The organism is Sulfurivermis fontis, from assembly GCF_004001245.1.
Lineage (GTDB): Bacteria > Pseudomonadota > Gammaproteobacteria > Thiohalomonadales > Thiohalomonadaceae > Sulfurivermis > Sulfurivermis fontis.
The window spans coordinates 3,198,657-3,222,127 of the sequence record NZ_AP018724.1; the positions used below are offsets into that span (position 1 = coordinate 3,198,657).

Sequence of the window (23,471 nt, forward strand, 5' to 3'; positions counted from 1 at the left end):
CGCAAAACCGGGCGCGCTGTTTCAGCGCCGCAGGATGGCCCACCAGCGCGCCAGGTTGAGCACGCTGAACAGCGAGGCGGCAACGTAGGTGAAGGCGCAGGCGGTGAGGATCTGCCGCGCCGGACGCAGGTCGCCGGGCGGCAGATAGCCGCTGCCCAGCAGCGGCAGGGCGCGGCGATAACTGGCGTCCAGTTCCACCGGCAGGGTCACCAGATGCACCAGGATGGCGCCGCCGAAACTGGCGAGGCCGGCGAGGAACATCACCAGCCCGGCGGAGGGCGCCCGCGTCAGCAGGGTCAGCACCGGCAGCGCCAGCATCAAGGCCGCGCCGGCCTTCTCCGCCCCCTGGGCCACGCGCACCAGGCGCGTGCGCCAGGCCAGCGGCGCATAACCGCTGTGATCCTGCAGCGCATGGCCCACCTCATGGGCCGCCACCGTCACGGCGGTGAGCGAGCGGCCATTGAAATGTTCCGGCGCGAGGCGCACCGCCTTCGCCTGCGGGTCGTAGTGGTCGCCCTGTTCCGTCGTCTCCACCACCACCTGCTTCAGGCCGTGACGATCGAGCAGATGACGCGCCAGTTCGCCGCCGCTGCCCGGATAGTCGCGGCGCTCGCCGCTGTAGCGGCGCAGCACCGCCCTGGCCCACAGTGCCGGAGCCAGGGTAAGAAACAGAATCAGCAAACCGATGATGGCGAACAGCATGACGTGGCTTCAGTGGCAGGACTCACCGCAAGGATGCGTGCGGCCCCTGTGGTTTTCAATCTCGAATTTTGAATCTTGCACCCCTTGCGGGGATAATCGCGCCTCCACCCCAAGCCATCATCTCCATGCCTGAAGAAACTCCACGCACCAGCGGCCCGCTGCGCCGCATCCGCCGCGACGGCATCAGCTACACCCTGCTCGGCACCGCCCACGTCTCGCGCGCCAGCGCCGAGGATGTGCACACGCTGCTCGCCAGCGGTGACTTCGATGCCGTGGCCATCGAGCTGTGCCCGGCGCGCCATCAGGCACTGGTCAATCCGGATGTGTGGGGCCAGACCGATCTGTATCAGGTGTTCCGCCAGGGCCGCGCCGCGATGATGGCCGCCAGCCTGGCCCTCGGCGCCTACCAGCAGCGCCTGGCCGAACAGTTCAACGTGCGTCCCGGCGAGGAGATGCGCACGGCCATGGAGGGCGCGCTGCAACGCGGCCTGCCGGTGCTGCTCATCGATCGCGACGTCGGCACCACCCTGCGCCGCGTCTACCGCAACGTGCCCTGGTGGCAGCGCCTCAACATCCTCGGCGGCCTGCTCGGCAGCGTGCTGTCGCGTGAGCAGGTGAGTGAACAGGAGATCGAGCGGCTGAAGGAAGGCGACCTGCTGGAAACCACCTTCGCCGAATTCGCCGATCGCAACACCGTGCTGTATGAGCCGCTCATCGCCGAACGCGATCAGTACATGGCGGCGCGTCTGTGTCAGGAGGCACGGCGCGACGGCTACAAGAATGTACTCGCGGTGATCGGCGCCGGCCACCTCAAGGGCATCGCCAGCCACCTGGAAACAGGCAACACCTGCGCCGACGCCGATGCCACCGTGCGGCGGCTGGAGGCGCGCCCGCCGGCCTCGCGCTGGCCGAAACTGATCCCGTGGCTGATCGTCGCGGTGATCCTCGCCGGTTTCGGCATCGGCTTCAGCCGCAGCCCGGACCTGGGCTGGGCGATGATCTGGGACTGGCTGCTGATCAACGGCGTGCTGTCGGCACTCGGCGCGCTCATCGCGGCGGGACATCCGGCCACCGTGCTCACCGCCTTCCTCGCCGCGCCGTGGACCTCGCTCAATCCGATGATCGGCGCCGGCATGGTGGCCGGGGCGGTGGAGCTGTATTTCCGCAAGCCGCGCGTCGCCGACTTCAACAACCTGCGCCACGATGTCACCCACTGGCGCGGCTGGTGGCGCAACCGCGTCGCGCGCACCCTGCTGGTGTTCTTCCTCGCCAGCCTGGGTTCCGCCGTCGGCACCTACGTCGCCGGCTTCCTCATCTACGATCGCCTCATCGGCGGCTGACGCATCAGGGGTTGAAACACCAACCCGCCTGTTCCGCCGCAATCACGATCCGCGCGCAGGCGGCGGCATCGGAGTCGGCCCGATGGTGGACCAGTTCGATGCCGAGGTGGCGGCACACATCGGGCAGTTTGGTGGGGCGGATGTTCCACTGCGCACGCGCCAGCTGCACGGTGCAGACGAAGGGCTGCGGCGGCACGGCGAGTCCGTAACGGTTGCAACAGGCGTTGAGCACGCCCTTGTCGAAGGGCGCATTGTGGGCGGCGAGGAATTCCACCTCGCGCAGCGCCGGTGCGAATGTTGCCCAGACGGCGGCGAAGTCCGGCGCGTCCTGCACGTCGCTCCAGCGCAGGCCGTGGATGTGGGTGAAGGAAAACGTGCGCGTCGGCGGCCGGATCAGTTCATACAGCTGCTGCACGATGCGACCGTCCTCGACGATCACCGCCGCCAGGGCGCAGGCGCTGTCAGCGCCGTAGGTGGCGGTCTCGAAGTCGATGGCGGCGAAACGGCTCATGCCCCCTGCCAGACCTGCGGCTCGACGAGCACCGTGTCGGTGCCATTGCCCAGCCACACCTGCCCTTCCTGAATGGTGCATTGCAGGCGCATGGTGCGGCTGACCAGCCCGGCCAGCGCCGCCGTCGCCTCCGGCGGCAGATTGCACACCTGCAGGTTGTCATGGCGCCGCAGCTCCGGCGCGCTGCGCTGCCACCACTGCTCCGCGGTGCGGCCGCCGTAGGCATACAGCACCACCTGGCGCGCGCGGTTGCAGGCCTTGCGCAGGCGCCGCTCGTCGGGCAGGCCGACATCGATCCACAGCAGGATGTCGTCGGTAAGGCTGCGCTGCCACAGCTCCGGCTCATCGTCGGCGCACAAGCCCTTGGTGAACTGCAGCCCCTCACCGGCGTGTAGCGCAAAGGCGAGCAGGCGCACCATCATGCGCTCGTCGGTTTCCGACGGATGGCGAGCCAGGGTCAGGCTGTGGTCGGCGTAGTAGCCGCGGTCCATATCCGCGATCTGTAACTCGGCCTTGAAGACGGTAGCGGTGAGTGCCATGGGGACAGCCTGCCTGGGAAAGGCGCACAGTGTAGCGCGCCCGCTACAAAAATATGTCACGCCGCGCGCCCCGGTACGTTGCCAGTACGGCGGTTTTCATCCACAGTTTTGTAGGCGGCCTCCCCCGCGACCACTCCGACCCGCATGGCCCTCCTCGACAAAGAATCCGACCTTACCCGCCACTCCTACTACGAGGCGACGGTGGCGCGCCCCCCCGTGGCGGCGCCGCTGAGGGGATCTCACACAGCGGACGTCTGCGTGGTGGGCGGCGGCTATGCCGGGCTGGCGGCGGCGCTGGAGCTGGCGCAACGCGGCTATCGCGTCACCCTGCTGGAGGCGCGCCGCCTGGGCTGGGGCGCCTCGGGCCGCAACGGCGGACAGGTGCTGGCGGGCTACGGCTTCGCCGGCCTGGAGGCCATCGAGGTGCAACTGCCGCGGGAAGAGGCGCGCCGCGCCTGGGACATCTCCATCGCGGGGCTGCACTGGCTGCGGGAAACCATCGCGCAGCAGGGCATCGACTGCGAATACACCGCCGGCCATCTCAGCCTCGCCATCGGCCGGCGCAAGGCCCATGCCCTGGAACACTGGGTGCAGCACCTGGCGCAGCGCTACGACTACCAGCTGCAAGCCATTGCGCACGCCGAGCTGGGCGACTGGATCGCCAGCGACCATTTCCATGCCGGCGCCTTCGACCCGCTGTCCGGCCATCTGCACCCGCTCAAGTACTGCCTCGGCCTCGCCGCCGCCGCGCAACGCGCCGGCGTACAGCTGTGCGAAAACTCTGCCGCCATCGCCGTCGAGCGCGGTACACCGGCGACCGTGAAGACCGCGCAGGGTGAGGTGCGCTGCGACTTTGTGGTGCTGGCCGGCAACGTCTACCTGCCCGAGTTCGGCGCGCAGATCGCGCCGGAACTGGCCGCACGCATCATGCCGGTGGGCACCTACATCATCACCACCGAGCCGTTGCCGGCGGAACTGGCGGACAGCCTGATCCGCCACCGCTCCGCCGCCTTCGACACCAACCTGGTGCTGGATTATTTCCGCGTCACCGCCGACAACCGCCTGCTGTTCGGTGGCGGCGAAAGCTACAGCACGGCGACGCCGCTCAACCTGAAGGAAAGGATGCGCCGGCGCATGGTGCAGGTGTTCCCGCAGCTGGCCGACGTCGACGTGCCCTATGTGTGGGGCGGCTTCTGCGACATCACCATGAATCAGGCGCCGGACTTCGGCCGCCTCGCCCCCAACATCTATTACCTGCAGGGTTTCTCCGGCCACGGCCTGGCCCTCGCCGGCATGGCCGGCCGGCTCGCCGCCGAGGCCATCGCCGGCCAGGCGGAACGCTTCGACCTGCTCGCCCGCCTGCGCCACCGCCGCTTCCCCGGCGGCGAATGGCTGCGCACCCCGGCACTGGTGCTCGGCATGCTGTACTACCGTCTGCGCGACATGCTGTAGCGCGAGACACGCAGCCGGCTCGCAGGAACGGCTCCGCCGCGATACGGCGCCCGTTTCGCATGGGAAACACATAACGCGGCACAATACGCCCCATGCCGGTACCCAACGAAATCGTCATCTGCGGCCTCGACGGCGTGCTCGCGCTGATCGCGCACCGCCTGCACCACCTCTACAACGACGAAGGCGTGAAGCACTGGGATCGCTTTCTGGAGGCCTGCGGCGACGACATGCCCAACCTGCCGCTCATCGACCGCCTCAACCAGGCGCGCGCCGAGGGCGTGCCGGTGATCCTGCTCACCGGCCGCAGCGCCAGCGTGCGCGAGCAGACCCTGGCCTGGCTGCGCCGCTGGCAGATCGGCTACGACGGGCTGTGGATGCGTCCGGCCAACGACTACAAACCGGCGGTGGACTTCAAGAGCGCGGTGATCGCGCAGCATTATCCCGACGCGACGATCCGCCGCGTCTACGAATCCGACACCCACCTCGATTTCGCCCACTGGTGCACCGAGCAGAACATCCCCTGCACCCTCATCGGCCACAACCAGGGCAACGGCGAGACGCGCGACGTGTTCGAGCTGAAGGTGGTACACCACGCCTGCGGGCACACCGTGCTGTATCCCTTCTACGGCGACGACGATTTCACCTGGCCGGATCGCCTCCAGCAGCTCGGCGAGAGCCCGTGCCGCCTGTGTCAGGTGGAGGAACAGCGCAAGGAACAACGACAGAAGAGCGAGCAGGCGCGCCACCAGGCGCAGCAACGCGGCCTGCCGCCGCTGGAGGGTTCCGACAAACAGGTGGCCTGGGCCGAGACCGTGCGCCTCAACGCCTTCGGTGCCATCGACAAGGTGCTGAAGTGGATGGAGCAGGTCAGCGCCCAGGCGGAAGAGGAGGACCCCGATCACTGGCACATGATGCAGCAGGGGATCCACAAGGCCATCGCCTATCTGGAAAACCAGGTCGACGCCAAGTGGTGGATCGACCACCGTCACGGCATCCACAACAGCCTCGACGGCGGCCGCGCCCTGCTGTCATCCATTGCGCAGGAGCTGGGGTTTTATTGAGTCCGGCATCACGAATACGATTCGCTCCTGCCAGGCAGGTCATGCAGGAGCGAATCGTATTCGCGACCGCGCCAATCGGGCGCTACAGGAAGTGCCGCAGGTAGAGGTACACATTGGCCAGTGCCACGCTGGCGATCATCAGCGGCATGCCGATGAGCAGAAAGCGCAGGAAGCTGATCGGCGTGCCGGCGCGCTCCGCCAGGCCCGCGACCATCACGTTGGCCGCCGCACCCACCAGCGTGCCGTTGCCGCCGAGACAGGCGCCCAGCGCCAGCGACCACCACACCGGTTCCGCCGCCGCCATGCCGCCGAGTCCCGCCTCCATGCTGTGCACCAGCGGGATCATGGTGGCGACGAAGGGAATGTTGTCGATCACCGCCGATACCGCCGCCGACAACCACAGCGTGGTAAAGGCGGTGATCATCGGATCGCCGCCGGTGACATCCAGCAGCCCCGCCGCGAGGTGTTCCAGCAGGCCGGTGCTCTGCACGCCATGCACGATGACGAACAGGCCGATGAAGAAGAACAGCGCGCTCCACTCCACCTCCTCCAGCGCCATGCGCACCTGCTCGGCCTGGCCGCGGCGATCCTCGCCGATGCCGGTGAGCAGCAGCAGCAGGGCGGCACCGGACATCGCCGTGGTGCCGGGGGCAATGGCGAAATGTTCGCCGATGATGAAACCGAGGATCACCAGCCCGAGCACCAGCAGCGACTGGCGCAGCAGCCGCATGTCGCGCAGGCTGCCCCGTGCGTCGAAGCGCATCACGCGCTCCTTCAGCTCCGGCGTGGTATGCAGCGAGCGGCCCCAGATGCCGTAGAGCACCAGCAGCACCAGAGCGAGCAGGAACAGGGCGATGGGGCCCAGCTGCAACAGGAAGTCATTGAAACTGAGATGGGTCGCCGAGCCGATGAGGATGTTCGGCGGATCGCCGATCAGCGTCGCCGTGCCGCCGATATTGGCGGCGAGGATCTGGCTGAACAGGAACGGATAGGGCGATACCTTCAGCTTGTCGACGATGAGCAGGGCCACCGGCACCACCAGCAGTACCGTGGTGAGATTGTCGAGAAAGGCGGAGAACAGCGCCGTCACCAGGGCCAGCAGGATCAGGATGCCGATGGGTTCGGCGCGCGCCCTTTTCGCCGCCCAGATGGCGATGAATTCGAACACGCCGGTGCGCCGCGTGATGGCGATGATCACCATCATGCCGGCGAGCAGCGCGATGGTGTTGAAGTCGATGCCGGCGATGGCCTGGTCCTGGGTCAGCACACCGCTGAGCAGCATCGCCGCTGCCCCGAGCAGCGCCACCACCGTGCGATGGATGCGCTCGGAGAGCAGAAAGCCGTAGGCCATGACGAAGATGCCCGCCGATACGCCCAGCGGATCGAGACCGAACACTACCGTCGCTTCCGTTGCCTGCATCAGTATATCTTCCCGCCCGCCTGCTCCAGACGGTCGCTCCAGCACGGCTCACCGCGCAGCAGGGCGAGGATGGTAAAGAAGGAGATGGCGCCGAGCAGGCGGCCGCTGTCCGGGTCCACCACCGGCACCACGAACTGCGTGTCGGCCAGGATGGTGTGCGCCTCGATGAGCGGCGTGTCCGGATGCACCACCTCGGCGCGCGAATCCATCACCGTACTGATCGGCTGCTGCACCAGTTCGTCGAGCCGCTCGCGCAGCTCCTCGCGCGATTCGCGCAGGTAGCCCATGCGATCCAGGCCACGCACCATGGTCAGGTGCCTGGGCAGCAGCGCGCGCATCAGGCGCTCGCCGGAAAGAAAGCCGACGAAACGCTCCTGCCGGTCCACCACCGGCACCAGACCCATGTGCCGTTCCATGATGAAATCGATGGCCTTGCCCAACGGTTCGTCCGCATACAGCGGTGTCGTCGTCGGATGCATCACTTCACGGCAAGTCAGCATGGCTCTCCCCCGTCCTTTTGTCGTTTTGCACGATCGGGCTTTACCCGCCGGAGAATCCCGCCGCCGCCAGAAAATCGCGCAAGTGGCGGATTTCGCTCTTTTCGCAGGTGCCGCTGTGATGCGGCTTGTGCACGAAACCCTCGACGCCGTTCAGCACCACGCGCATGCGCGCGCCATGCGCCGGTTCGATGCTGGCGCCGAGATGATGCAGCATGGACTCCACCTCGCGCCAGTGGATGTTGCCGCTCGCCGGGCCGTGCATGATGGTTTGCAGCAACTGCTCGTGCTTGTGGCTCATGATGACCTCCCGTAGCAGTGTGACTGACCTTTGTGTCTGAAGGTTAGGGAAGCTCTGAATAAGTTCAGAGCTTCCGCGGCACAGGGATGTGCCGCCATTTTTCAACGACGATAAGTCGTTGAAAAATGAAGCCGAGCGAAAATCACACTTTTCGCTTGGCGTGGTCTGAGAAGTCCAGGATGGACTTATTCAGACCTTCCTTAGTTGACGGCCCGGAGCGCGACCACGCACCGCTCTGCCCGGCTACTGGCCCGCCGCCACCGATCTGGCAAACAGGGTCAGCCCGATACCGCCGAGGATCAGCACCGCCGCCAGCACCAGGCGCAGGGTCAGCGCCTCGTCCAGCAGGACCACGCCCGCCAGCGCGGCGATGACCGGCACGGACAATTGCACCGTGGCGGCGCGGGTCGCGCTCAGCTGCGGCAGCACGCTGTACCACAGCGCATAGCCGACACCCGAGGCCAGCGCGCCCGAGATAACGGCCCACCGCAATCCCGCTGCCGACCACGTCAGGTCCCCCAGCCAGAACAGGCTCAGGACAATGGTGAGCGGGATGCTGCGCACGAAGTTGCCGGCGGTATCCGCCAGCGGGTCGGCCGAGCCGCGGCCATGCAGCGAATAGACGCCCCAGGCCACCCCCGCCGCAGCCATCAGTCCGGCCGCCAGCGGCGGCGGCGCCGTCAGGCCCGGCGACATCAGATACACCAGGCCGCCGCAGGCCGCCACCAGCCCGAGCCAGGCCAGGCCGTGGGGCCGCTCGCCGCGCCACAGGGCCACCAGCCACATGGTCGCCTGCACGCAGCCGAACAGGATCAGCGCCCCGGTCCCGGCACCCAGATCGATATAGGCAAAGGAAAATGCCGCCGCATAGGCAAACAGCATCGCCGCCGAGGCCCAACTGCCGCGCACCTCGCGCGCGCTGGCATGCCCGCTCAGCACGGCGATCAGCCACAGCATCGCGGCGCCGGACAGCAGCCGCACCGTGGTGAAGCTGGCCGGGTCGATGGCGTCGGCGCCGATGGCCGCACGCGCCAACAGCGAATTGGCGGCCAGCGGCAGCATGGTGAAGATCGTGACGGCGATGATGAAGGCCGGAGAACGCAGGGGGATGCCGGTCATGGGCGGCTCGCGTTATCGATGGGCGGCGGCCGTGCCGTCACGACACCGCGACCAGCCGCGCGCCCGCCAGCACGAACGCCGCCCCGGCAACGCGGCGGATCGACACCAGCACCCCCGGCGCCGAGAAGCGCGCCACGCCGAAGCCGATGGCGCCGTAGAAGCCATAGGCGCACACATCCAGCACCACGGTGATGAGACAGAAGCCGAGGAACTGCATGGCCAGCGGCGCCTGTGGCGTGATGAACTGCGGCAACAGGGCGGCGAAGTAGAGCAGCGCCTTGGGGTTGGACAATTCGAGCACCAGCGCGCGCCCGAACACACGCCGCGCCGACAGGGCCGCCGCCCCGCCGCCCAGCGTGGCGAAGCCGGCGCCGCCGTGCGCCAGCAACAGGCGCACGCCGAGGTAGATGAGATAGGCCGCGCCGGCCCAGCGGATCGCCGCATATACCTGCGGCGAGGCCAGCAACAGGCCGGCCAGGCCCAGCGCCGACAGGCCGAAGTAAAACGCATTGGCCAGGGCAATGCCGCCGATGGCGTGCGCCACCAGGCGCGTATCGCGCGTCGTGCCCACCGAGGCGACAAACATCGCCGCCGGCCCCGGCGTGAAACAGGCCATGGCGGTGGTGACGGTAAACAGGAGCAGGATTTCCAAGGACATGGGAGTCGCCGAAATTGCGTGCCGGAAAATCGCTGGAGTCTGACGCGATTCCGGAAAAATGGGAACTGCGATCGCGTGGCGGCTGCCGTCGGCGGCTGTTCCAGCGGGGCCAGCAATCCCCATCCCGGCCTCCCCGCTTTTTCCCACACCCTCCATTACCCCCGCAGGATGGGCACGCTGTCGCTTTGCCCATCCTACATCTCTACATCTAGGGAAGGTCTGAATAAGTCCATCCTGGACTTCTCAGGTCGCTCCCGCCCCTCCCTGGGCTGCGCGACATAAGTCCATCCGTGGACAAAACCACGCCAAGCGAAAAGTGTGATTTTCGCTTGGCTTCATTTTCAACGACTTATCGTCGTTGAAAAATGGCGGCACATCCCTGTGCCGCGGAAGCTCTGAACTTATTCAGAGCTTCCCTAGGAGCGCGCCTCACGCTCCAGCAGCGTGATCACTTCGTAATGGGCGGTATGCGGAAACATGTCCAGCAACCGTGCCCGGCGCAGGCGCAGGCCCGGCATCTGCGCCAGGTCGCGCGCCAGGGTCTCGGCATTGCAGCTGGAATAGATCACCCAGCGCGCCGCCGACTGGTCGAGAAAACGGCACAGCGCCGCGCCGATGCCGCGCCGCGGCGGATTGACGATCACCAGCTCGGGCACCTGGGCCTTGCCCGCGGTAAAATCCGCGGCATCCAGGGCACGAAAGCTCACCCGCTCCAGCCCCAGTTCGGCACGGCTCTGCTCCGCACTGGCGACGGCCTCGGCGCTGATCTCGATGCCGGTCACCGCACGCCGGCCGTCGGCCACATGCAGCGCAAAACCGCCGACGCCGCAGAACAGGTCCCACACCCCGGCCGGGTCGCACTCCGCCACCCACTCGCGCCCCTGCCGGTACAAGGCCTCGGCCACCGCCGTGTTGGTCTGGAAAAAACTCTTCGGCCGCAGGTGCAGCGGGATGCCGTTGAGGCGCATGGTCAGGCTGTCTTGTTCGGTGAGCAGGATCTCCCGCTCCCCCTCCAGCACCGCCTTGTGCTCCGGCTGCAAATTCACCGACACCACACGCAGCCCAGGCAGTGCCGCCTGCAACTCCGGCAGATACTTGCGGATGCGCCCCAGCGCCTCCTGCGAGCGCAGCACGAAGCGCGCCATCAGCTCGCCGGAATGCTCCGCCAGGGTCACCAGCACATACTTCAACTCGCCGCGCCGCGCCGCAATGTCGTAGGGCTCGATGCGCGCCCGCCGGATGAATGCCGCCAGCGGCGCGAAGCTCGCCTGCAACGCAGGCGGATACAGCGGACAGTCCGCCAGCGACACGCCCTGCCCCTGCTCATCGACAATCCCCAGCACCGGCGCCTCAAACGTGCCGCTCACCACCATCTTCGCCTTGTTGCGAAATCCCGCTTCGCTACTCGCCACCGGCGCCAGCCACTCGACGTCCGCCCAGTCCGCCAGCAACGCGCGGCAACGCGCCTCCTTCGCCGCCAATTGCCCGGCATAGGGCTGCTCCAGCAGCGAACAGGAGCGGCAGCGGTTGGCGGAATAGTGGGGACAGTGCACAGAGATATTGCGAATGACGACGCGGGGCGTGCTTGCCGGTTCGATGAAATTATCGGGGCCGCCTGAATGGCACCACATTATCCGTCCGCGGCCTGGCGTGCTCCAACATCCCGCGCCAGAATTCGCTCATCACCTTCAGTGGCCAGAAGTATTCCTTCTGCCCCTTGCGCGAGCGCGGGGTCTGGTTCACGCGCAGACCGAAAGCAAAGGCATCGCCACCGTCCAGCGGCAGGGAACCAAAATCCGCCGCCATCCACTCCAGATGCCAGGCCACTTCGTTCATATGCGCCTGCACGCTGCGATCCGAACCCGCCACGATCTGCACCGGCTGACTCACCACATCCACCAGCGCCGCCAGACGCTGCGACTCCGCATCGTCCAGCGCACAGATGGACACCATCTCGCGCCACAGGCGGTCGCGCACCAGTTCGGGAAAGCGCAGGAAATCCGGCTTGGTCAGGCCGGCGAACACCATCGCATAACGGCTTTGCAACTCCATCAGGATGACGCACTTGCGCCGCAGCACCTGCACGCGGTGGCCGTACCACTGCATCTGCCGCAGATCGGTGGGCGCCTCGACCAGCAGAGGCTTGAGGTCTGTGGCCAAGGCCTTGGAGACATGTATCTGCATAGGATGCTATCCGCTACTCCATTTTTTCTTTCGCCAGCGCCTCCATCTTGCGGATGACCAGCGCAACGCGTGCCTGACTTGCAGCATCGGTCGGCAGATGTCCGGACACGGCATCGATAAATCGCGGGTTGCGCAGCAGCGCCCGAAAACGCGCCTGCAGTGCCTCAACCGGCGCCCTATCCGCCTGGGCTACCTCCTCAACGATGCCTGGACGCCCATCCAACACGGCAATGACGTCTTCCAGATCATGGCTCATTTGATAATCACCGCGACCACGACCATCAAAGGCCTCCAGTTTGGTCAGCAGGAAATACGGCGCCGACACCAAGCGTATGTCCCTGCCCGAAGGCAACCGCGCCATGGTTGCGTGCTCCATCGCCGGCATATACCAGCGGTTGCCAAACCCCAGAATCGTTTGGTCGGTAGGCATGACATCAAGAATGACGCTGTCCACGATCCAGCGACAAATCGGTGCGTCTTCGCTGATATCCTCCCGGAAGCCGCACTGCCGTAGCCGTTCGGACAAAAGTTGATATTCAACGAGGGAGCCCACCTGCACGATGGCATCCACATCCCGGGTCTCGCGTATCGGCGGCGCCGCGGGATCGGTAATCAACAACCCAGTCGCGCAGCCTCCCAGAAACACCATCTCATCCGCCAAAGCGCCCAGACGCTCGACGGCCAATACCAGAACCTCAAGATTCGGATTCTGCATCCTTGCCATAATCTTCCAGCCTCTTCCTTAGCTCTTTTCGGGCGAGTTCCCGCTCGCGCGCCTGTCCGCCACGCAGGCCATCCACCAGAACCAACAGTTCGTACAGCGCCGGGTCGTTCCGTGCCGCCCTGGGCGCCGACTTGTAGAGCGGCGAGAAAGCCATCCCTCGCATTTCACCCTCCGGATCCGGCCACACCGGGGGCGGCTCATGGTCGGGAACCACGGCACCGTCCAGTGGCGGGGCGGCATGCGCCGTGGGGATACCGCGGGTCAGTCCGCCGCGGTCGGGAACAAACACATATTGCATTCCATGCAGCAAAAATTCTTCCAGGTTACTGATATTCGGCCGGATTACGTCACCGATACGCAGGGCCAGACGGGCCGCCAACACCCGCTTGGCCGCGCCGTGCACCTCCGACGGACTCATCGCCAGTTCCAGCGCCAGGCGGTTGTATGACCAGGGCCTATTGCCCAGGGCGACGAGCTTGAGCAGCAGCAAAAGGTCTTGGGGTTTTAATATCATTTGGGCATTCGCGGTTCGCGATTCACGAATACGGAATGCACAGATAATAAGCCATTCAAGGCACGCCCGCCACTTCGCCCCCTCGGGTTACGGACGTGACGACGGATGTTCTGCTTGGTAGTGGCGAACAACTCGGCTATCTCTCCCTGGGTCAGCCAGACGCTGCCGCCCTCGGCGCGCAGGCTTACCTCGGCGTGGCCGTCGTCACTGCGATGGAGGATCCGCTCGCTCACGCGGTGGTTCGGTCCTGGTTGATCATCCGGGTGCAGCCCATGGGCCGTGTCGGCATCCTTGTTCCTTTATCAGCGCTGGGCAGTTTGTTCTCATTGTTCCGGACAGTCCGGGCAGCCGTCGAAGCGTACCAAATTCTACCCCGCCGGCCATGGCAGCTTGCCCTCTACCGCGAATGTCTCGATGGGGAAGCGGTGCAGGGTGCGACTTTGCGGCTAGGCAAAGGTGGCGACTTCGGCGCTGGTTTCGCACAGCCAGGACTGCATTTCCAGGGGGCGCGGTTCGGCGAAGGCGGCGGGGGTGAACAGGGTGTGTTCGCTGCGGATGGGCATCGGCGGCGGGGTTTGCATGCCGTGCCAGAAAACGAAGCGGTAGTAGGCGGCCTCGGCCAGGACGGTGGCCGGGGTCAGGGTGCCGTAGAACAGGGAGGGTTCGTGGCGGCGGCCGTAGCGCGAGCCGTAGGGCAGCGGCGGGTGGCGGAACGGTGTGTAGAGCAGGTAGTGCAAGTGGGCGCTGCCGGGCGGGGGTGGCGGCTTGACCGTATCGAGCATTTCCTCCAGCAGGCTTTGTGCCTCCAGGCTGTCGACCAGTTGCATGGTGGCGACCTGTTCCTGGCTTTCCACCAGACGGTAGAGTTCGCCGCCGATGGGGCGGATGGCGGCGGCGAGTCGGCAGGTTTCCCAGAGTGCTGGCATGGTTCAACGGTGGTTGTGCCGGGCCTGTCCCGGAGAGCAGCGGCACCGGGTGGCGGGCATCGCCCGGCGGAGCCGGGCTCCCGCGAATTCTGCTTCCTTGTATCAGACCTTGCCGCGGATCGCGTCCAGATACTCCATTACCCGCACCAGTCCCTGCACGTTCCTTACCTGTTCGGCGGGGATGCCGCCGGTATGGCTGTTGGGGGTGTGCATCCAGTGGCGCATCTGGTCGCGGTCGCCGCCGACCAGGGCGTAGAGGCTGCGGTAGCAGCGGATCAGCAGCAGGGCCAGTTCGCCGGCCTTGGTATCCGGGACAATCTTGCCGCGGTTGAAGACGGTGCGTTCCTTGCCGATGACCGCGCCCAGGGCGTCGCGGGTCAGGCCGAGGAAGTCACCGGCGGTGAGCAGGGCCTGGGTGAGGGCAGTATCGGGTTCGGGCTTTTGAGCGGTGGCGGGGGGCATGACTTGCACCCCTTCTGTGATGCGTTAGCCAGCATATAGTACTTGTTCGTTGCAAATGCAAAATGACTACACAAAAGGTGCGCCCCGTTATCAATGCCCGCCCGTCGACGACAAAGGTTCGGCAATATCTGTAGGAGCCGGGTCTCTCGGCGAATATTCGCCAGGGGACTGGGCTCCTACAGAGCCTGGGCGCCTTCCGGCTCTTCCCAGCTCGCGGGGAGGAACCTCAGTGCGGCGCTGCGCCCTACTCGACCGTCACGCTCTTCGCCAGGTTGCGCGGCTGGTCGACGTCGGTGCCCTTGAGCACGGCAACGTGGTAGGCGAGGAGTTGCAGGGGGATGGTGAAGATGATTGGCGCGACGTGCCCGCCGGCGGGGGGGACGACGGTGACGTGGACACGTTCGGACTGGGCCATGCCGGAGGCGTGGTCGGCGAAGACGTAGAGTTCGCCGCCACGGGCGCGCACTTCTTCCAGGTTGGACTTGAGCTTTTCCAGCAGGGCGTCATTGGGGGCGACGGCGATCACCGGCATGTCTTCGTCCACCAGGGCGAGGGGGCCGTGCTTGAGTTCGCCGGCGGGATAGGCCTCGGCGTGGATGTAGGAGATCTCCTTCAGCTTGAGCGCGCCTTCCATCGCCACCGGGTATTGCACGCCGCGGCCTAGAAACAAGGCGTGGTGCTTGTCGGTGAAGCGTTCGGCAAGGCGGTGGATTTCGTCGTTGAGGGCGAGCACGTCCTCGACGTGGCGCGGCAGCGCCTCCAGTTGTTCGACGATGGCGCGCTCGCGTTCTGCGCTCAGCTTGTGGCGGCGGCCGAGGGCGATCACCACCAGCAGCAGAGCGACCAGCTGGGTGGTGAAGGCCTTGGTGGAGGCGACGCCGATCTCGGGGCCGGCGCGGGTCATCAGCACCAGATCGGCCTCGCGCACCAGCGAGCTTTCCGGCACGTTGCAGATGGCGAGCGACGGACCATAGCCCCACTCCTTGGTGGCGCGCAACGCGGCCAGGGTGTCGGCCGTTTCGCCGGACTGGGAGATGGTGATCACCAGGGCGTCCGGATCGGGCACCGGATGGCGGTAACGGAATTCGCTCGCCACCTCCACCTGGCACGGCACGCCGGCCACGCCCTCGAACCAGTTGCGCGCGACGAGGCCGGCATGGAAGCTGGTGCCGCAGGCGATGATCTTCACCGCCTTCACCTTGTCGAACACGGCGCCGGCGTTGGGACCGAAGGCGGCCTCCAGCACGCGGCCACCGGCGATGCGTCCTTCCAGGGTTTCGCTGATCGCCTGCGGCTGTTCGTGGATCTCCTTCAGCATGTAGTGGCGGAACTCGCCGCGCTCGACGGCGTCGAGGGACAGTTCACTTTCCTTGATCGGCCGCTCCACCACCTCGCCCTGGGCGTTGTGGATGGTGAGGCTGTCGCGGCGGATGTCGGCGACGTCACCCTCTTCCAGGAAGATGAAGCGACGCGTCACCGGCAGCAGCGGCGCCACGTCGGAGGCGATGAAGTGCTCGCCGATGCCGAGACCGATCACCAGCGGGCTGCCGCGGCGCGCGGCGATGAGGCGGCCGGGCTCTTTGGTGCTGATCACGCCGAGGGCATAGGCGCCGTGCAGTTCGCCGACGGTGGCCTGCACCGCGGCGAGCAGGTCGAGGCCGCGCGCCGTGTGGCTGTGCACCTGATGGACGATGACCTCGGTATCGGTCTGCGAGGTGAATTCGTAGCCGGCGGCCTTTTGCGCGGCGCGCAGGGCCTCGTGGTTTTCGATGATGCCGTTGTGCACCACCGCGATCTCCTTGCGGCAGATGTGCGGGTGGGCGTTCTTCTCGCTCGGCACGCCGTGGGTGGCCCAGCGGGTGTGGGCGATGCCGGTGCTGCCGCGGAACGGATGCCGCGCCAGTTCGTCGGCCAGCGCCTGCACCTTGCCCGGCATGCGCGCGCGCGCGATCTGGCCGCCTTCGTCCAGCACCGCCACACCGGCCGAATCGTAACCGCGATACTCCAGACGGCGCAGACCCTCGATGAGGATCGCCACCACGTCACGTTCCGCTACACCACCGACGATGCCGCACATTTGTTTTACCCCAGTTGCAAGTTACAAGTTACAAGTGACAAGTAAAACGACGGGCGTCCTTTTCTTGGGACTTGCCACTTGTCACTTGTCACTGCTCTTCTTCCCCGGCCGCTTCCAGCCGTTGATGGTCACCTGCTTGCTGCGGCTCAGGGTGAGCTCGCCGGCCGGCGCGTCCTTGGTGATGGTGGAGCCGGCACCGATGGTGGCATTGTCGTACACCGTCACCGGGGCGACCAGCTGGGTGTCGGAGCCGACGAACACGCCGTCGCCGATCACCGTGCGGTGTTTGTTGGCGCCATCGTAGTTGCAGGTGATGGTACCGGCACCGATATTAACCTTCGCACCCATGGTGGTGTCGCCGATATAGCTCAGATGATTGACCTTGGAGCCGGCGCCGATGTCGCTTTTCTTCACCTCGACGAAGTTCCCGATATGGGCGCCGTCAGCGATGCGTGTCTCCGGGCGGATGCGCGCGAACGGACCGATGTGCGCGCCGGCACCGATGACGGCGCTTTCGATGATGCTCATTGGTTTGATTTCCGTGCCGGCACCGATCTCCACGTCCTTCAGCATGCAGTTGGCGCCGATGGTCACGTTGTCGCCCAACACCACGCGACCTTCGATCACCACATTGACGTCGATGATCACATCGCGCCCCACGCTCAGTTCGCCGCGCAGATCGAAACGCGCCGGGTCGAGCAGGGTCACGCCGGCCAGCATCAACTGCCGGGCCTGGCGTTGTTGCAGCGCGCGCTCCAGGGTGGCGAGCTGTTGGCGATCGTTGATACCGGAGACCTGTTCGATATCGGGTGCGCTTACGGTGTTGATCACCACGCCATCCTCCACTGCCATGGCGATGATGTCGGTAAGGTAGTACTCACCCTGGGCGTTGTGGTTGTCGAGCCGCTCCAGCCAGCCGCGCAGGCGTGCGGCATCGACGGCGAGCAGGCCGGTGTTGATCTCGCGGATGGCGCGTTCTTCCGCGCTGGCATCCTTTTGTTCGACGATGCGCTGCACGCGGCCGTCACGGTCGCGCACGACGCGGCCGTAGCCGGTGGGGTTGTCCAGCTCGATGGTGAGCACGGCCAGGGCATCGGCCGCGGCATCGACCAGCCTGTCCAGTGTCTGCGCCTCGATGAGCGGCACGTCGCCGTAGAGGATCAGTACGCGGCTGTCGTCACCGACCTTGGGCATCGCCTGCGCCACGGCATGGCCGGTGCCGAGCTGGCGGTCCTGCAAGGTCCACACGGCGTCGAGATGGCCGAGCCGCTCGCGCACCAGATCGGCGCCATGGCCGTAGACGATGTGGATGTGTTTGGGTTCGAGCAGTCGGGCGGTGCGGTAGACGCGCGCGAGCATCGCTTCGCCGCCGATGGCGTGCAGCACCTTGGGCAGTGCCGATTTCATTCGTGTGCCCTGGCCGGCGGCCAGGATGATCACTTCCAGTGCCTGGTTCATCTATGTGCCTGTCTGCAAAGTGTGCGGCGGGTTGCAACCCGCCCTGCATGCTTCAATGCAGGCCCTGCGCCTGCGCCACTTCACCGGTCATCAGTTCCTGCGGCGTGGCATCGCGGATAGCGGCGACGCGCACGGCGAAAATCAGGTTCTTGCCGGCCAGGGGGTGGTTTCCGTCCAAGGTTATGGTACCGGCGTCGATATGGGTCACCGTCATGGTCACGGTCTCGCCGGCCTCGTTGGTGAACTCGGCCTGGGCGCCCAGGCGGCGGAATTCGGGAGGCACGTTTTCCAGCACGTCGGTGAAGGTCAGACCGGGGTCACGCGGGCCGAAGGCATCGTCCGGGGTGAGCAGGACTTCGACACTCTCGCCTACCGCCTTACCCTCCAGCGCATCCTCGATCTGCCGGTACAGGCCGACACGGCCGCCGTGCAGGTAATCGACGGGGATCTCCACCGCCTCCAGCAGGTTGTCGTCGGCCTGGTCGCGAATGGTGTAGGTTATGGAAATCACCTTGCCGCGGCTGACTTTCGCTTCCGCCATCGTTCTATTCCCCTTGTAGCGGTTGTTACCCACGGTTCGGGCTGCCGCCCGGCCCAGGCCCGGAATTTTCCGGTTACGAAAAAAAAGGGCAGTTTATCACTGCCCTTTTTTGTTCTCATCTGCTGCAGCCGTATTAGCGCTTGGTCTTTTCCCGCATGCGCTGAATCATCTGCAACTGGGCGATGGCCTGGGCCAGTTCGGCCTGGGCCTCGGCCCACTCCATCGCGCCAGTGCGGTCACGCATGGCCTGCTCGGCGCGCTCCTTGGCCTGGAGCGCGGCGGCCTCGTCCATGTCGCGGGCACGCAAGGCGGTGTCGGCCAGCACGGTGACGGTGTGCGGCTGCACTTCGAGCATGCCGCCGGAGACATAGAAGAAGTCTTCCTCGCCACCCTGCTTGACGACGCGCACCTGACCCGGCTTGAGCTGGGCAAGGAAGGGGCTGTGGCGCGGCATGATACCGACCTCGCCTTCCTGCGCCGGGGCGAACACAGCCTCAACGGTACCGCTGAAGATGGACGCCTCGGCGCTCACTACGTCTACATGCATGGTCATTGCCATAGCATAAACCCCCTGTCAGGCCGCGTTAAACCTTCTTGGCCTTTTCGACGACTTCATCGATGGTGCCGACCATGTAGAAGGCCTGCTCCGGCAGGTGGTCGAACTCGCCGTCCACGATACCCTTGAAGCCACGGATGGTGTCCTTCAGGCTCACATACTTGCCGGGAGCGCCGGTGAAGACTTCGGCGACGAAGAAGGGCTGCGACAGGAAACGCTGGATCTTGCGGGCACGGGCCACGGTGAGTTTGTCCTCTTCGGACAGTTCGTCCATACCCAGGATCGCGATGATGTCACGTAGTTCCTTGTAGCGCTGCAGGGTGGCCTGCACGCGGCGGGCAGTGGTGTAGTGCTCCTGACCGACGACCAGCGGGTCCAGCTGACGCGAGGTGGAGTCCAGCGGATCCACGGCGGGGTAGATACCCAGCTCGGCGATCTGGCGGGACAACACCAGGGTGGCGTCCAGGTGGGCGAAGGTGGTCGCCGGCGACGGGTCGGTCAGGTCGTCCGCGGGCACGTACACGGCCTGGAAGGAGGTGATGGAGCCGGTCTTGGTGGAGGTGATGCGCTCCTGCAGGGCACCCATCTCGGAGGCCAGCGTCGGCTGGTAACCTACCGCGGACGGCATACGGCCCAGCAGTGCGGACACTTCGGTACCGGCCAGGGTGTAACGGTAGATGTTGTCGATGAACAGCAGCACATCACGCCCTTCGTCACGGAAGTACTCGGCCATGGTCAGGCCGGTCAGGGCGACACGCAGACGGTTGCCGGGCGGCTCGTTCATCTGGCCGTAGACCAGGGCCACCTTGTCGAGCACGCCGCCTTCCTTCATTTCGTGGTAGAAGTCGTTACCTTCACGGGTACGCTCACCCACGCCGGCGAACACGGAGAAGCCGGAGTGCTCGACGGCGATGTTGCGGATCAGCTCCATCAGGGTAACGGTCTTGCCGACGCCGGCGCCGCCGAACAGGCCGACCTTGCCGCCCTTGGCGATGGGCATGACCAGGTCGATAACCTTGATGCCGGTTTCCAGGATCTCAACCGTCGCCGCCTGGTCGGCGTAGGCCGGGGCCTTGCGGTGAATCGGCATCTTCTGCTCGGCGTTGACCGGGCCGGCCTCGTCCACCGGATTGCCCAGCACGTCCATGATGCGGCCCAGGGTGGCCTTGCCGACGGGCACGGAGATGGCGGCGCCGGTATCGCTTACCGCCATGCCACGCTTCAGGCCGTCGGTGGAACCCATGGCGATGCCGCGCACCACGCCGTCGCCCAGCTGCTGCTGGACTTCGAGGGTGAGGCCCGCGTCGGTGACGGTGAGGGCGTTGTAAACCTTGGGCATGGCGTTGCGCGGGAACTCCACGTCCACCACGGCGCCGATGATTTGCACAATCTTTCCAGAACTCATTGCCAGTTCCTCTTGAATTTAAATCCGGTTAGCGCGCTTAGACCGCGGAGGCGCCGGCCACGATTTCCGACAGCTCTTGGGTAATGGCTGCCTGACGGGCCTTGTTGTAAGCGAGCTTCAGTTCACTGATCAGGTTGCCGGCGTTGTCGGAGGCGGCCTTCATCGCCACCATGCGCGCCGCCATTTCGCAGGCGACGTTCTCGACCACACCCTGATAGACCAGCGACTCGACATAGCGCATCAGCAGTTGATCCAGCACGGTTTCGGCGTTGGGCTCGTACAGGTAGTCCCAGTGATGCTTCAGCGCCTCGTCCCGCTCTTCCGCCGCGATCGGCAGCAACTGTTCGACGCGCGGCTGCTGCGTCATGGTGCTGACGAAACGGTTGTAGATCAGGTAAATGCGATCAATCTCACCCTTGTCATAGGCATCCAGCATCACCTTGACCGTGCCGATCACGTCCATCAGCTTGGGCGCATCGCCCAACTGTGCGGCTTGCGCCAGGACGCGGCCACCGACACGGCTGAAAAAGCCCTGCGCCTTCTGGCCGATGGTGCACAGGTCCACCTCGACATTCTTGTCACGCCATTCCTTGATGGTGTTGAGGGCGGCCTTGAACATGTTGATGTTCAGGCCACCGCACAGACCACGATCGGTAGAAATGGCGATGATGCCGACGCGCTTGACCTCGCGCTCCACCATGTACGGATGCTTGTATTCGGCATGGGCATGGGCCAGGTGCTGAATCACGCTGCGCATGCGGTCCGCATAGGGGCGGGTGGCCGCCATGCGATCCTGCGCGCGGCGCATCTTGCTGGCAGCCACCATCTCCATGGCGCGGGTGATCTTCTGAGTGTTCTGCACACTCTTGATCTTGCTGCGTATCTCTTTACCGCTGGCCATCGCTCAACCCTCGCTTACCAGGTGCCGTTCGCCTTGAACTTCTCGATGGCGTCGCGCAGGGCGTTCTCGATGTCGCTGTTGTAGTCGCCGGTCTCGTTGATCTTGGCCATCAGCTCGCCGTGCTCGGCCTTCATATAGCTCTGCAGGGCGCCTTCGAAGTCCACCACCTTGTTGACCTCCACGTCATCCAGGTAACCCTGGTTGGCGGCGTACAGGGAGACGGCCATCTGGGCGATGGACATCGGCGAGTACTGGAACTGCTTCATCAGCTCGGTGACGCGCTGACCGCGATCGATCTGCTTGCGGGTGGCCTCGTCCAGGTCGGAGGCGAACTGCGCGAAGGCCGCCAGCTCACGGTACTGGGCCAGGGCCAGACGGATACCGCCGCCCAGCTTCTTGATGATCTTGGTCTGGGCCGCACCGCCGACGCGGGAGACCGACAGACCGGCGTTGATGGCCGGGCGGATGCCTGCGTTGAACAGGTCGGATTCCAGGAAGATCTGACCGTCGGTGATGGAGATCACGTTGGTCGGCACGAAGGCGGACACGTCGCCGGCCTGGGTCTCGATGATCGGCAGCGCGGTGAGCGAGCCGGTCTTGCCCTTGACGGCGCCGTTGGTGTGCCTTTCGACCCAGTCGGCGTTGACGCGCGCGGCGCGCTCGAGCAGACGGGAGTGCAGGTAGAACACGTCACCGGGGTAGGCTTCACGGCCGGGCGGACGGCGCAGCAGCAGGGACACCTGACGGTAGGCCCAGGCCTGCTTGGTCAGATCGTCATACACAATCAGCGCGTCTTCGCCCTTGTCGCGGAAATACTCGCCCATGGCGCAACCGGCGTACGGCGCGATGTACTGCATCGCGGCGGAATCGGAGGCGGTGGCGGCGACGATGATGGTGTGTTCCAGGGCGCCGTGCTCTTCCAGCTTGCGCACCACGTTGGCGATGGAGGAGGCCTTCTGGCCCACCGCCACGTAGATGCACTTCACGCCGGTTCCCTTCTGGTTGATGATGGCGTCGACGGCGACGGCGGTCTTGCCGGTCTGACGGTCGCCGATGATCAGCTCACGCTGGCCGCGACCGACCGGGACCATGGCATCGATGGCCTTCAGACCGCTCTGCAGCGGCTGATCGACGGACTTGCGCCACAGCACGCCCGGGGCGATCTTCTCGATGGGAGAAGAACCCTGGGCGTTGATCGGACCCTTGCCGTCGATGGGCAGGCCCAGGGCATCCACCACACGGCCCAGCAGTGCTTCGCCGACGGGCACTTCCATGATGCGGCCGGTGCACTTGACCTTGTCGCCTTCGGAGATGTGCTCGTAGTTACCGAGGATAACGGCACCGACGGAATCACGCTCCAGGTTGAGCGCCAGGCCGTAGGTGTCACCGGGGAATTCCAGCATTTCGCCCGACATGACGTCGGCCAGGCCGTGGATACGCACGATACCGTCGGTCAGGCTGACCACGGTACCTTCGTTGCGCGCCTCGACCTCGGCCTTGAAGCCGGCGATACGCTGTTTGATCAGTTCACTGATTTCAGAAGGATTAAGCTGTTGCATTCATTTGTCCTCTAGCAGTTCCGGGGTCAGCGCAGCAGAGCCGCGCTCAGCTTGTTCAGCTTGCCCGTAACCGAACCATCGATGACCATATCGCCGGCCCGAACGACCGCGCCACCGAGCAGCGCTTCGTCCACCTTGCACTCCAGGGCCACATCGCGACCGAGGCGCTTCTTCAGCGCGGCGGCGATGGCCTGCTTCTGACTGTCGGACAGCGGCGTCGCCGAGGTCACCTCAGCGGTGATGCGGCTTTCGGCGGCTGCGCGCTCCACCTCGTACAGTGCGGCGATTTCCGGCAACAGGCTGAGGCGGCCGTTCTCGGCCAGTACCCGCAGCAGATTCTTGCCGCCATCGTCGAGCTTGTCGCCGCAGATGTCGATGATGAGCTGACCGCGCTGCGCCTTGTCCAGGCTCGGGCTGTCCACAACCGCGGCCACCTCGGGGTGGCTTACCACGGCAGCGGCCAGCTGCAGCATCTCCGACCAGTCTTTCAGCTTGCCCTGCTCCTTAGCCGTATCGAATACGGCCTGGGCGTAGGGGCGAGCGATCGTTGTGATTTCAGCCATG

The 23,471-nt window shown here is 65.6% G+C and carries 24 protein-coding genes and 1 pseudogene; 3 read left to right on the forward strand and 22 right to left on the reverse strand.

The features are described from left to right. Positions 1 to 21 precede the first annotated feature (21 nt). On the reverse strand, positions 22 to 702 hold the full coding sequence (locus tag EP379_RS16020; protein WP_127478728.1) for a zinc metallopeptidase: 681 nt from the start codon (positions 700 to 702) through the stop codon (positions 22 to 24). 125 nt (positions 703 to 827) lie between these two features. On the opposite strand from EP379_RS16020, the gene EP379_RS16025 reads away from it, so the two are divergent. Continuing rightward, entirely contained in the window at positions 828 to 2,042 is a 1,215-nt protein-coding gene (locus tag EP379_RS16025) for a TraB/GumN family protein (protein ID WP_127478729.1), read from the forward strand. Between the two features lie 4 nt (positions 2,043 to 2,046). Here EP379_RS16025 and EP379_RS16030 read toward each other — a convergent pair whose 3' ends face one another. Continuing rightward, on the reverse strand, positions 2,047 to 2,553 hold the full coding sequence (locus tag EP379_RS16030; protein WP_127478730.1) for a 3'-5' exonuclease: 507 nt from the start codon (positions 2,551 to 2,553) through the stop codon (positions 2,047 to 2,049). Beyond that, positions 2,550 to 3,092, reverse strand: coding sequence for a YaeQ family protein (locus EP379_RS16035; RefSeq protein WP_127478731.1), 543 nt, complete (start codon positions 3,090 to 3,092; stop codon positions 2,550 to 2,552). Before EP379_RS16035 ends, EP379_RS16030 begins: the two co-directional genes overlap by 4 nt. Before the next feature lie 144 nt (positions 3,093 to 3,236). Here EP379_RS16035 and EP379_RS16040 point away from each other — a divergent pair, with 144 nt between their 5' ends. Both EP379_RS16040 and EP379_RS16045 read left to right on the forward strand, forming a co-directional pair. Next, the gene (locus EP379_RS16040) at positions 3,237 to 4,544 is read left to right on the forward strand and encodes an NAD(P)/FAD-dependent oxidoreductase (RefSeq protein ID WP_127478732.1); all 1,308 of its coding nucleotides are present in this window, start codon (positions 3,237 to 3,239) and stop codon (positions 4,542 to 4,544) included. 92 nt (positions 4,545 to 4,636) lie between these two features. Beyond that, entirely contained in the window at positions 4,637 to 5,605 is a 969-nt protein-coding gene (locus tag EP379_RS16045; RefSeq protein WP_127478733.1) for a phosphatase domain-containing protein, read from the forward strand. 82 nt (positions 5,606 to 5,687) lie between these two features. Here EP379_RS16045 and EP379_RS16050 read toward each other — a convergent pair whose 3' ends face one another. From EP379_RS16050 to EP379_RS16145, 19 genes and pseudogenes are all read right to left on the reverse strand, one after another. After that, positions 5,688 to 7,025: an ArsB/NhaD family transporter gene (locus tag EP379_RS16050; protein WP_127478734.1), complete on the reverse strand. Its 1,338-nt coding sequence runs from the start codon at positions 7,023 to 7,025 to the stop codon at positions 5,688 to 5,690. After that, the gene (locus EP379_RS16055) at positions 7,025 to 7,525 is read right to left on the reverse strand and encodes a CBS domain-containing protein (RefSeq protein WP_127478735.1); all 501 of its coding nucleotides are present in this window, start codon (positions 7,523 to 7,525) and stop codon (positions 7,025 to 7,027) included. The genes EP379_RS16050 and EP379_RS16055 overlap by 1 nt, the downstream gene beginning before the upstream one ends. 40 nt (positions 7,526 to 7,565) lie before the next feature. Further along, the gene (locus tag EP379_RS16060) at positions 7,566 to 7,823 is read right to left on the reverse strand and encodes a type II toxin-antitoxin system HicA family toxin (protein WP_127478736.1); all 258 of its coding nucleotides are present in this window, start codon (positions 7,821 to 7,823) and stop codon (positions 7,566 to 7,568) included. 243 nt (positions 7,824 to 8,066) lie between these two features. Next, positions 8,067 to 8,942 (reverse strand): DMT family transporter, encoded by an 876-nt coding sequence (locus EP379_RS16065; RefSeq protein ID WP_127478737.1) that lies wholly within the window; start codon positions 8,940 to 8,942, stop codon positions 8,067 to 8,069. A 37-nt stretch (positions 8,943 to 8,979) separates the two neighbouring features. After that, entirely contained in the window at positions 8,980 to 9,600 is a 621-nt protein-coding gene (locus tag EP379_RS16070; RefSeq protein WP_172600517.1) for a LysE family translocator, read from the reverse strand. Between the two features lie 416 nt (positions 9,601 to 10,016). Then, the gene (rlmC, locus tag EP379_RS16075; RefSeq protein ID WP_127478959.1) at positions 10,017 to 11,153 is read right to left on the reverse strand and encodes a 23S rRNA (uracil(747)-C(5))-methyltransferase RlmC; all 1,137 of its coding nucleotides are present in this window, start codon (positions 11,151 to 11,153) and stop codon (positions 10,017 to 10,019) included. A 49-nt stretch (positions 11,154 to 11,202) separates the two neighbouring features. Continuing rightward, complete coding sequence (locus tag EP379_RS16080; protein WP_127478739.1) at positions 11,203 to 11,784, reverse strand: DUF6933 domain-containing protein; 582 nt, start codon at positions 11,782 to 11,784, stop codon at positions 11,203 to 11,205. Positions 11,785 to 11,797: 13 nt separating this feature from the next. Further along, on the reverse strand, positions 11,798 to 12,499 hold the full coding sequence (locus tag EP379_RS16085) for a hypothetical protein (protein ID WP_197722821.1): 702 nt from the start codon (positions 12,497 to 12,499) through the stop codon (positions 11,798 to 11,800). Beyond that, positions 12,480 to 12,998: a hypothetical protein gene (locus tag EP379_RS16090; RefSeq protein ID WP_232023942.1), complete on the reverse strand. Its 519-nt coding sequence runs from the start codon at positions 12,996 to 12,998 to the stop codon at positions 12,480 to 12,482. Before EP379_RS16090 ends, EP379_RS16085 begins: the two co-directional genes overlap by 20 nt. Positions 12,999 to 13,390: 392 nt before the next feature. Continuing rightward, positions 13,391 to 13,948, reverse strand: a pseudogene (locus EP379_RS16100) (RES family NAD+ phosphorylase). 102 nt (positions 13,949 to 14,050) lie between these two features. Next, the gene (locus EP379_RS16105) at positions 14,051 to 14,410 is read right to left on the reverse strand and encodes an MbcA/ParS/Xre antitoxin family protein (RefSeq protein WP_127478743.1); all 360 of its coding nucleotides are present in this window, start codon (positions 14,408 to 14,410) and stop codon (positions 14,051 to 14,053) included. A gap of 244 nt (positions 14,411 to 14,654) precedes the next feature. After that, positions 14,655 to 16,487, reverse strand: a complete 1,833-nt coding sequence (gene glmS / locus EP379_RS16110) for a glutamine--fructose-6-phosphate transaminase (isomerizing) (RefSeq protein WP_127478744.1) — start codon at positions 16,485 to 16,487, stop codon at positions 14,655 to 14,657. A gap of 81 nt (positions 16,488 to 16,568) precedes the next feature. Beyond that, entirely contained in the window at positions 16,569 to 17,945 is a 1,377-nt protein-coding gene (gene glmU / locus EP379_RS16115; RefSeq protein WP_172600518.1) for a bifunctional UDP-N-acetylglucosamine diphosphorylase/glucosamine-1-phosphate N-acetyltransferase GlmU, read from the reverse strand. A 52-nt stretch (positions 17,946 to 17,997) separates the two neighbouring features. Next, on the reverse strand, positions 17,998 to 18,486 hold the full coding sequence (locus EP379_RS16120) for an FKBP-type peptidyl-prolyl cis-trans isomerase (RefSeq protein ID WP_127478745.1): 489 nt from the start codon (positions 18,484 to 18,486) through the stop codon (positions 17,998 to 18,000). 133 nt (positions 18,487 to 18,619) lie between these two features. Next, positions 18,620 to 19,045 (reverse strand): F0F1 ATP synthase subunit epsilon, encoded by a 426-nt coding sequence (locus EP379_RS16125; protein ID WP_127478746.1) that lies wholly within the window; start codon positions 19,043 to 19,045, stop codon positions 18,620 to 18,622. A 25-nt stretch (positions 19,046 to 19,070) separates the two neighbouring features. Then, complete coding sequence (atpD, locus tag EP379_RS16130) at positions 19,071 to 20,447, reverse strand: F0F1 ATP synthase subunit beta (RefSeq protein ID WP_127478747.1); 1,377 nt, start codon at positions 20,445 to 20,447, stop codon at positions 19,071 to 19,073. A gap of 37 nt (positions 20,448 to 20,484) precedes the next feature. Then, positions 20,485 to 21,348 (reverse strand): F0F1 ATP synthase subunit gamma, encoded by an 864-nt coding sequence (atpG, locus tag EP379_RS16135; RefSeq protein WP_127478748.1) that lies wholly within the window; start codon positions 21,346 to 21,348, stop codon positions 20,485 to 20,487. 14 nt (positions 21,349 to 21,362) lie between these two features. Next, positions 21,363 to 22,907: a F0F1 ATP synthase subunit alpha gene (gene atpA / locus EP379_RS16140; protein ID WP_127478749.1), complete on the reverse strand. Its 1,545-nt coding sequence runs from the start codon at positions 22,905 to 22,907 to the stop codon at positions 21,363 to 21,365. 26 nt (positions 22,908 to 22,933) lie between these two features. After that, on the reverse strand, positions 22,934 to 23,470 hold the full coding sequence (locus EP379_RS16145) for a F0F1 ATP synthase subunit delta (RefSeq protein WP_127478750.1): 537 nt from the start codon (positions 23,468 to 23,470) through the stop codon (positions 22,934 to 22,936). Between the last annotated feature and the right edge of the window lies 1 nt (position 23,471).

Coding starts and splice junctions, on each gene's coding strand:
- EP379_RS16020 (WP_127478728.1), bottom strand. CDS start 702: ATGCTGTTCGCCATCATCGGTTTGCTGATTCTGTTTCTTACCCTGGCT.
- EP379_RS16025 (WP_127478729.1), top strand. CDS start 828: ATGCCTGAAGAAACTCCACGCACCAGCGGCCCGCTGCGCCGCATCCGC.
- EP379_RS16030 (WP_127478730.1), bottom strand. CDS start 2,553: ATGAGCCGTTTCGCCGCCATCGACTTCGAGACCGCCACCTACGGCGCT.
- EP379_RS16035 (WP_127478731.1), bottom strand. CDS start 3,092: ATGGCACTCACCGCTACCGTCTTCAAGGCCGAGTTACAGATCGCGGAT.
- EP379_RS16040 (WP_127478732.1), top strand. CDS start 3,237: ATGGCCCTCCTCGACAAAGAATCCGACCTTACCCGCCACTCCTACTAC.
- EP379_RS16045 (WP_127478733.1), top strand. CDS start 4,637: ATGCCGGTACCCAACGAAATCGTCATCTGCGGCCTCGACGGCGTGCTC.
- EP379_RS16050 (WP_127478734.1), bottom strand. CDS start 7,025: ATGCAGGCAACGGAAGCGACGGTAGTGTTCGGTCTCGATCCGCTGGGC.
- EP379_RS16055 (WP_127478735.1), bottom strand. CDS start 7,525: ATGCTGACTTGCCGTGAAGTGATGCATCCGACGACGACACCGCTGTAT.
- EP379_RS16060 (WP_127478736.1), bottom strand. CDS start 7,823: ATGAGCCACAAGCACGAGCAGTTGCTGCAAACCATCATGCACGGCCCG.
- EP379_RS16065 (WP_127478737.1), bottom strand. CDS start 8,942: ATGACCGGCATCCCCCTGCGTTCTCCGGCCTTCATCATCGCCGTCACG.
- EP379_RS16070 (WP_172600517.1), bottom strand. CDS start 9,600: ATGTCCTTGGAAATCCTGCTCCTGTTTACCGTCACCACCGCCATGGCC.
- EP379_RS16080 (WP_127478739.1), bottom strand. CDS start 11,784: ATGCAGATACATGTCTCCAAGGCCTTGGCCACAGACCTCAAGCCTCTG.
- EP379_RS16085 (WP_197722821.1), bottom strand. CDS start 12,499: ATGCAGAATCCGAATCTTGAGGTTCTGGTATTGGCCGTCGAGCGTCTG.
- EP379_RS16105 (WP_127478743.1), bottom strand. CDS start 14,410: ATGCCCCCCGCCACCGCTCAAAAGCCCGAACCCGATACTGCCCTCACC.
- glmS (WP_127478744.1), bottom strand. CDS start 16,487: ATGTGCGGCATCGTCGGTGGTGTAGCGGAACGTGACGTGGTGGCGATC.
- glmU (WP_172600518.1), bottom strand. CDS start 17,945: ATGAACCAGGCACTGGAAGTGATCATCCTGGCCGCCGGCCAGGGCACA.
- EP379_RS16120 (WP_127478745.1), bottom strand. CDS start 18,486: ATGGCGGAAGCGAAAGTCAGCCGCGGCAAGGTGATTTCCATAACCTAC.
- EP379_RS16125 (WP_127478746.1), bottom strand. CDS start 19,045: ATGGCAATGACCATGCATGTAGACGTAGTGAGCGCCGAGGCGTCCATC.
- atpD (WP_127478747.1), bottom strand. CDS start 20,447: ATGAGTTCTGGAAAGATTGTGCAAATCATCGGCGCCGTGGTGGACGTG.
- atpG (WP_127478748.1), bottom strand. CDS start 21,348: ATGGCCAGCGGTAAAGAGATACGCAGCAAGATCAAGAGTGTGCAGAAC.
- atpA (WP_127478749.1), bottom strand. CDS start 22,907: ATGCAACAGCTTAATCCTTCTGAAATCAGTGAACTGATCAAACAGCGT.
- EP379_RS16145 (WP_127478750.1), bottom strand. CDS start 23,470: ATGGCTGAAATCACAACGATCGCTCGCCCCTACGCCCAGGCCGTATTC.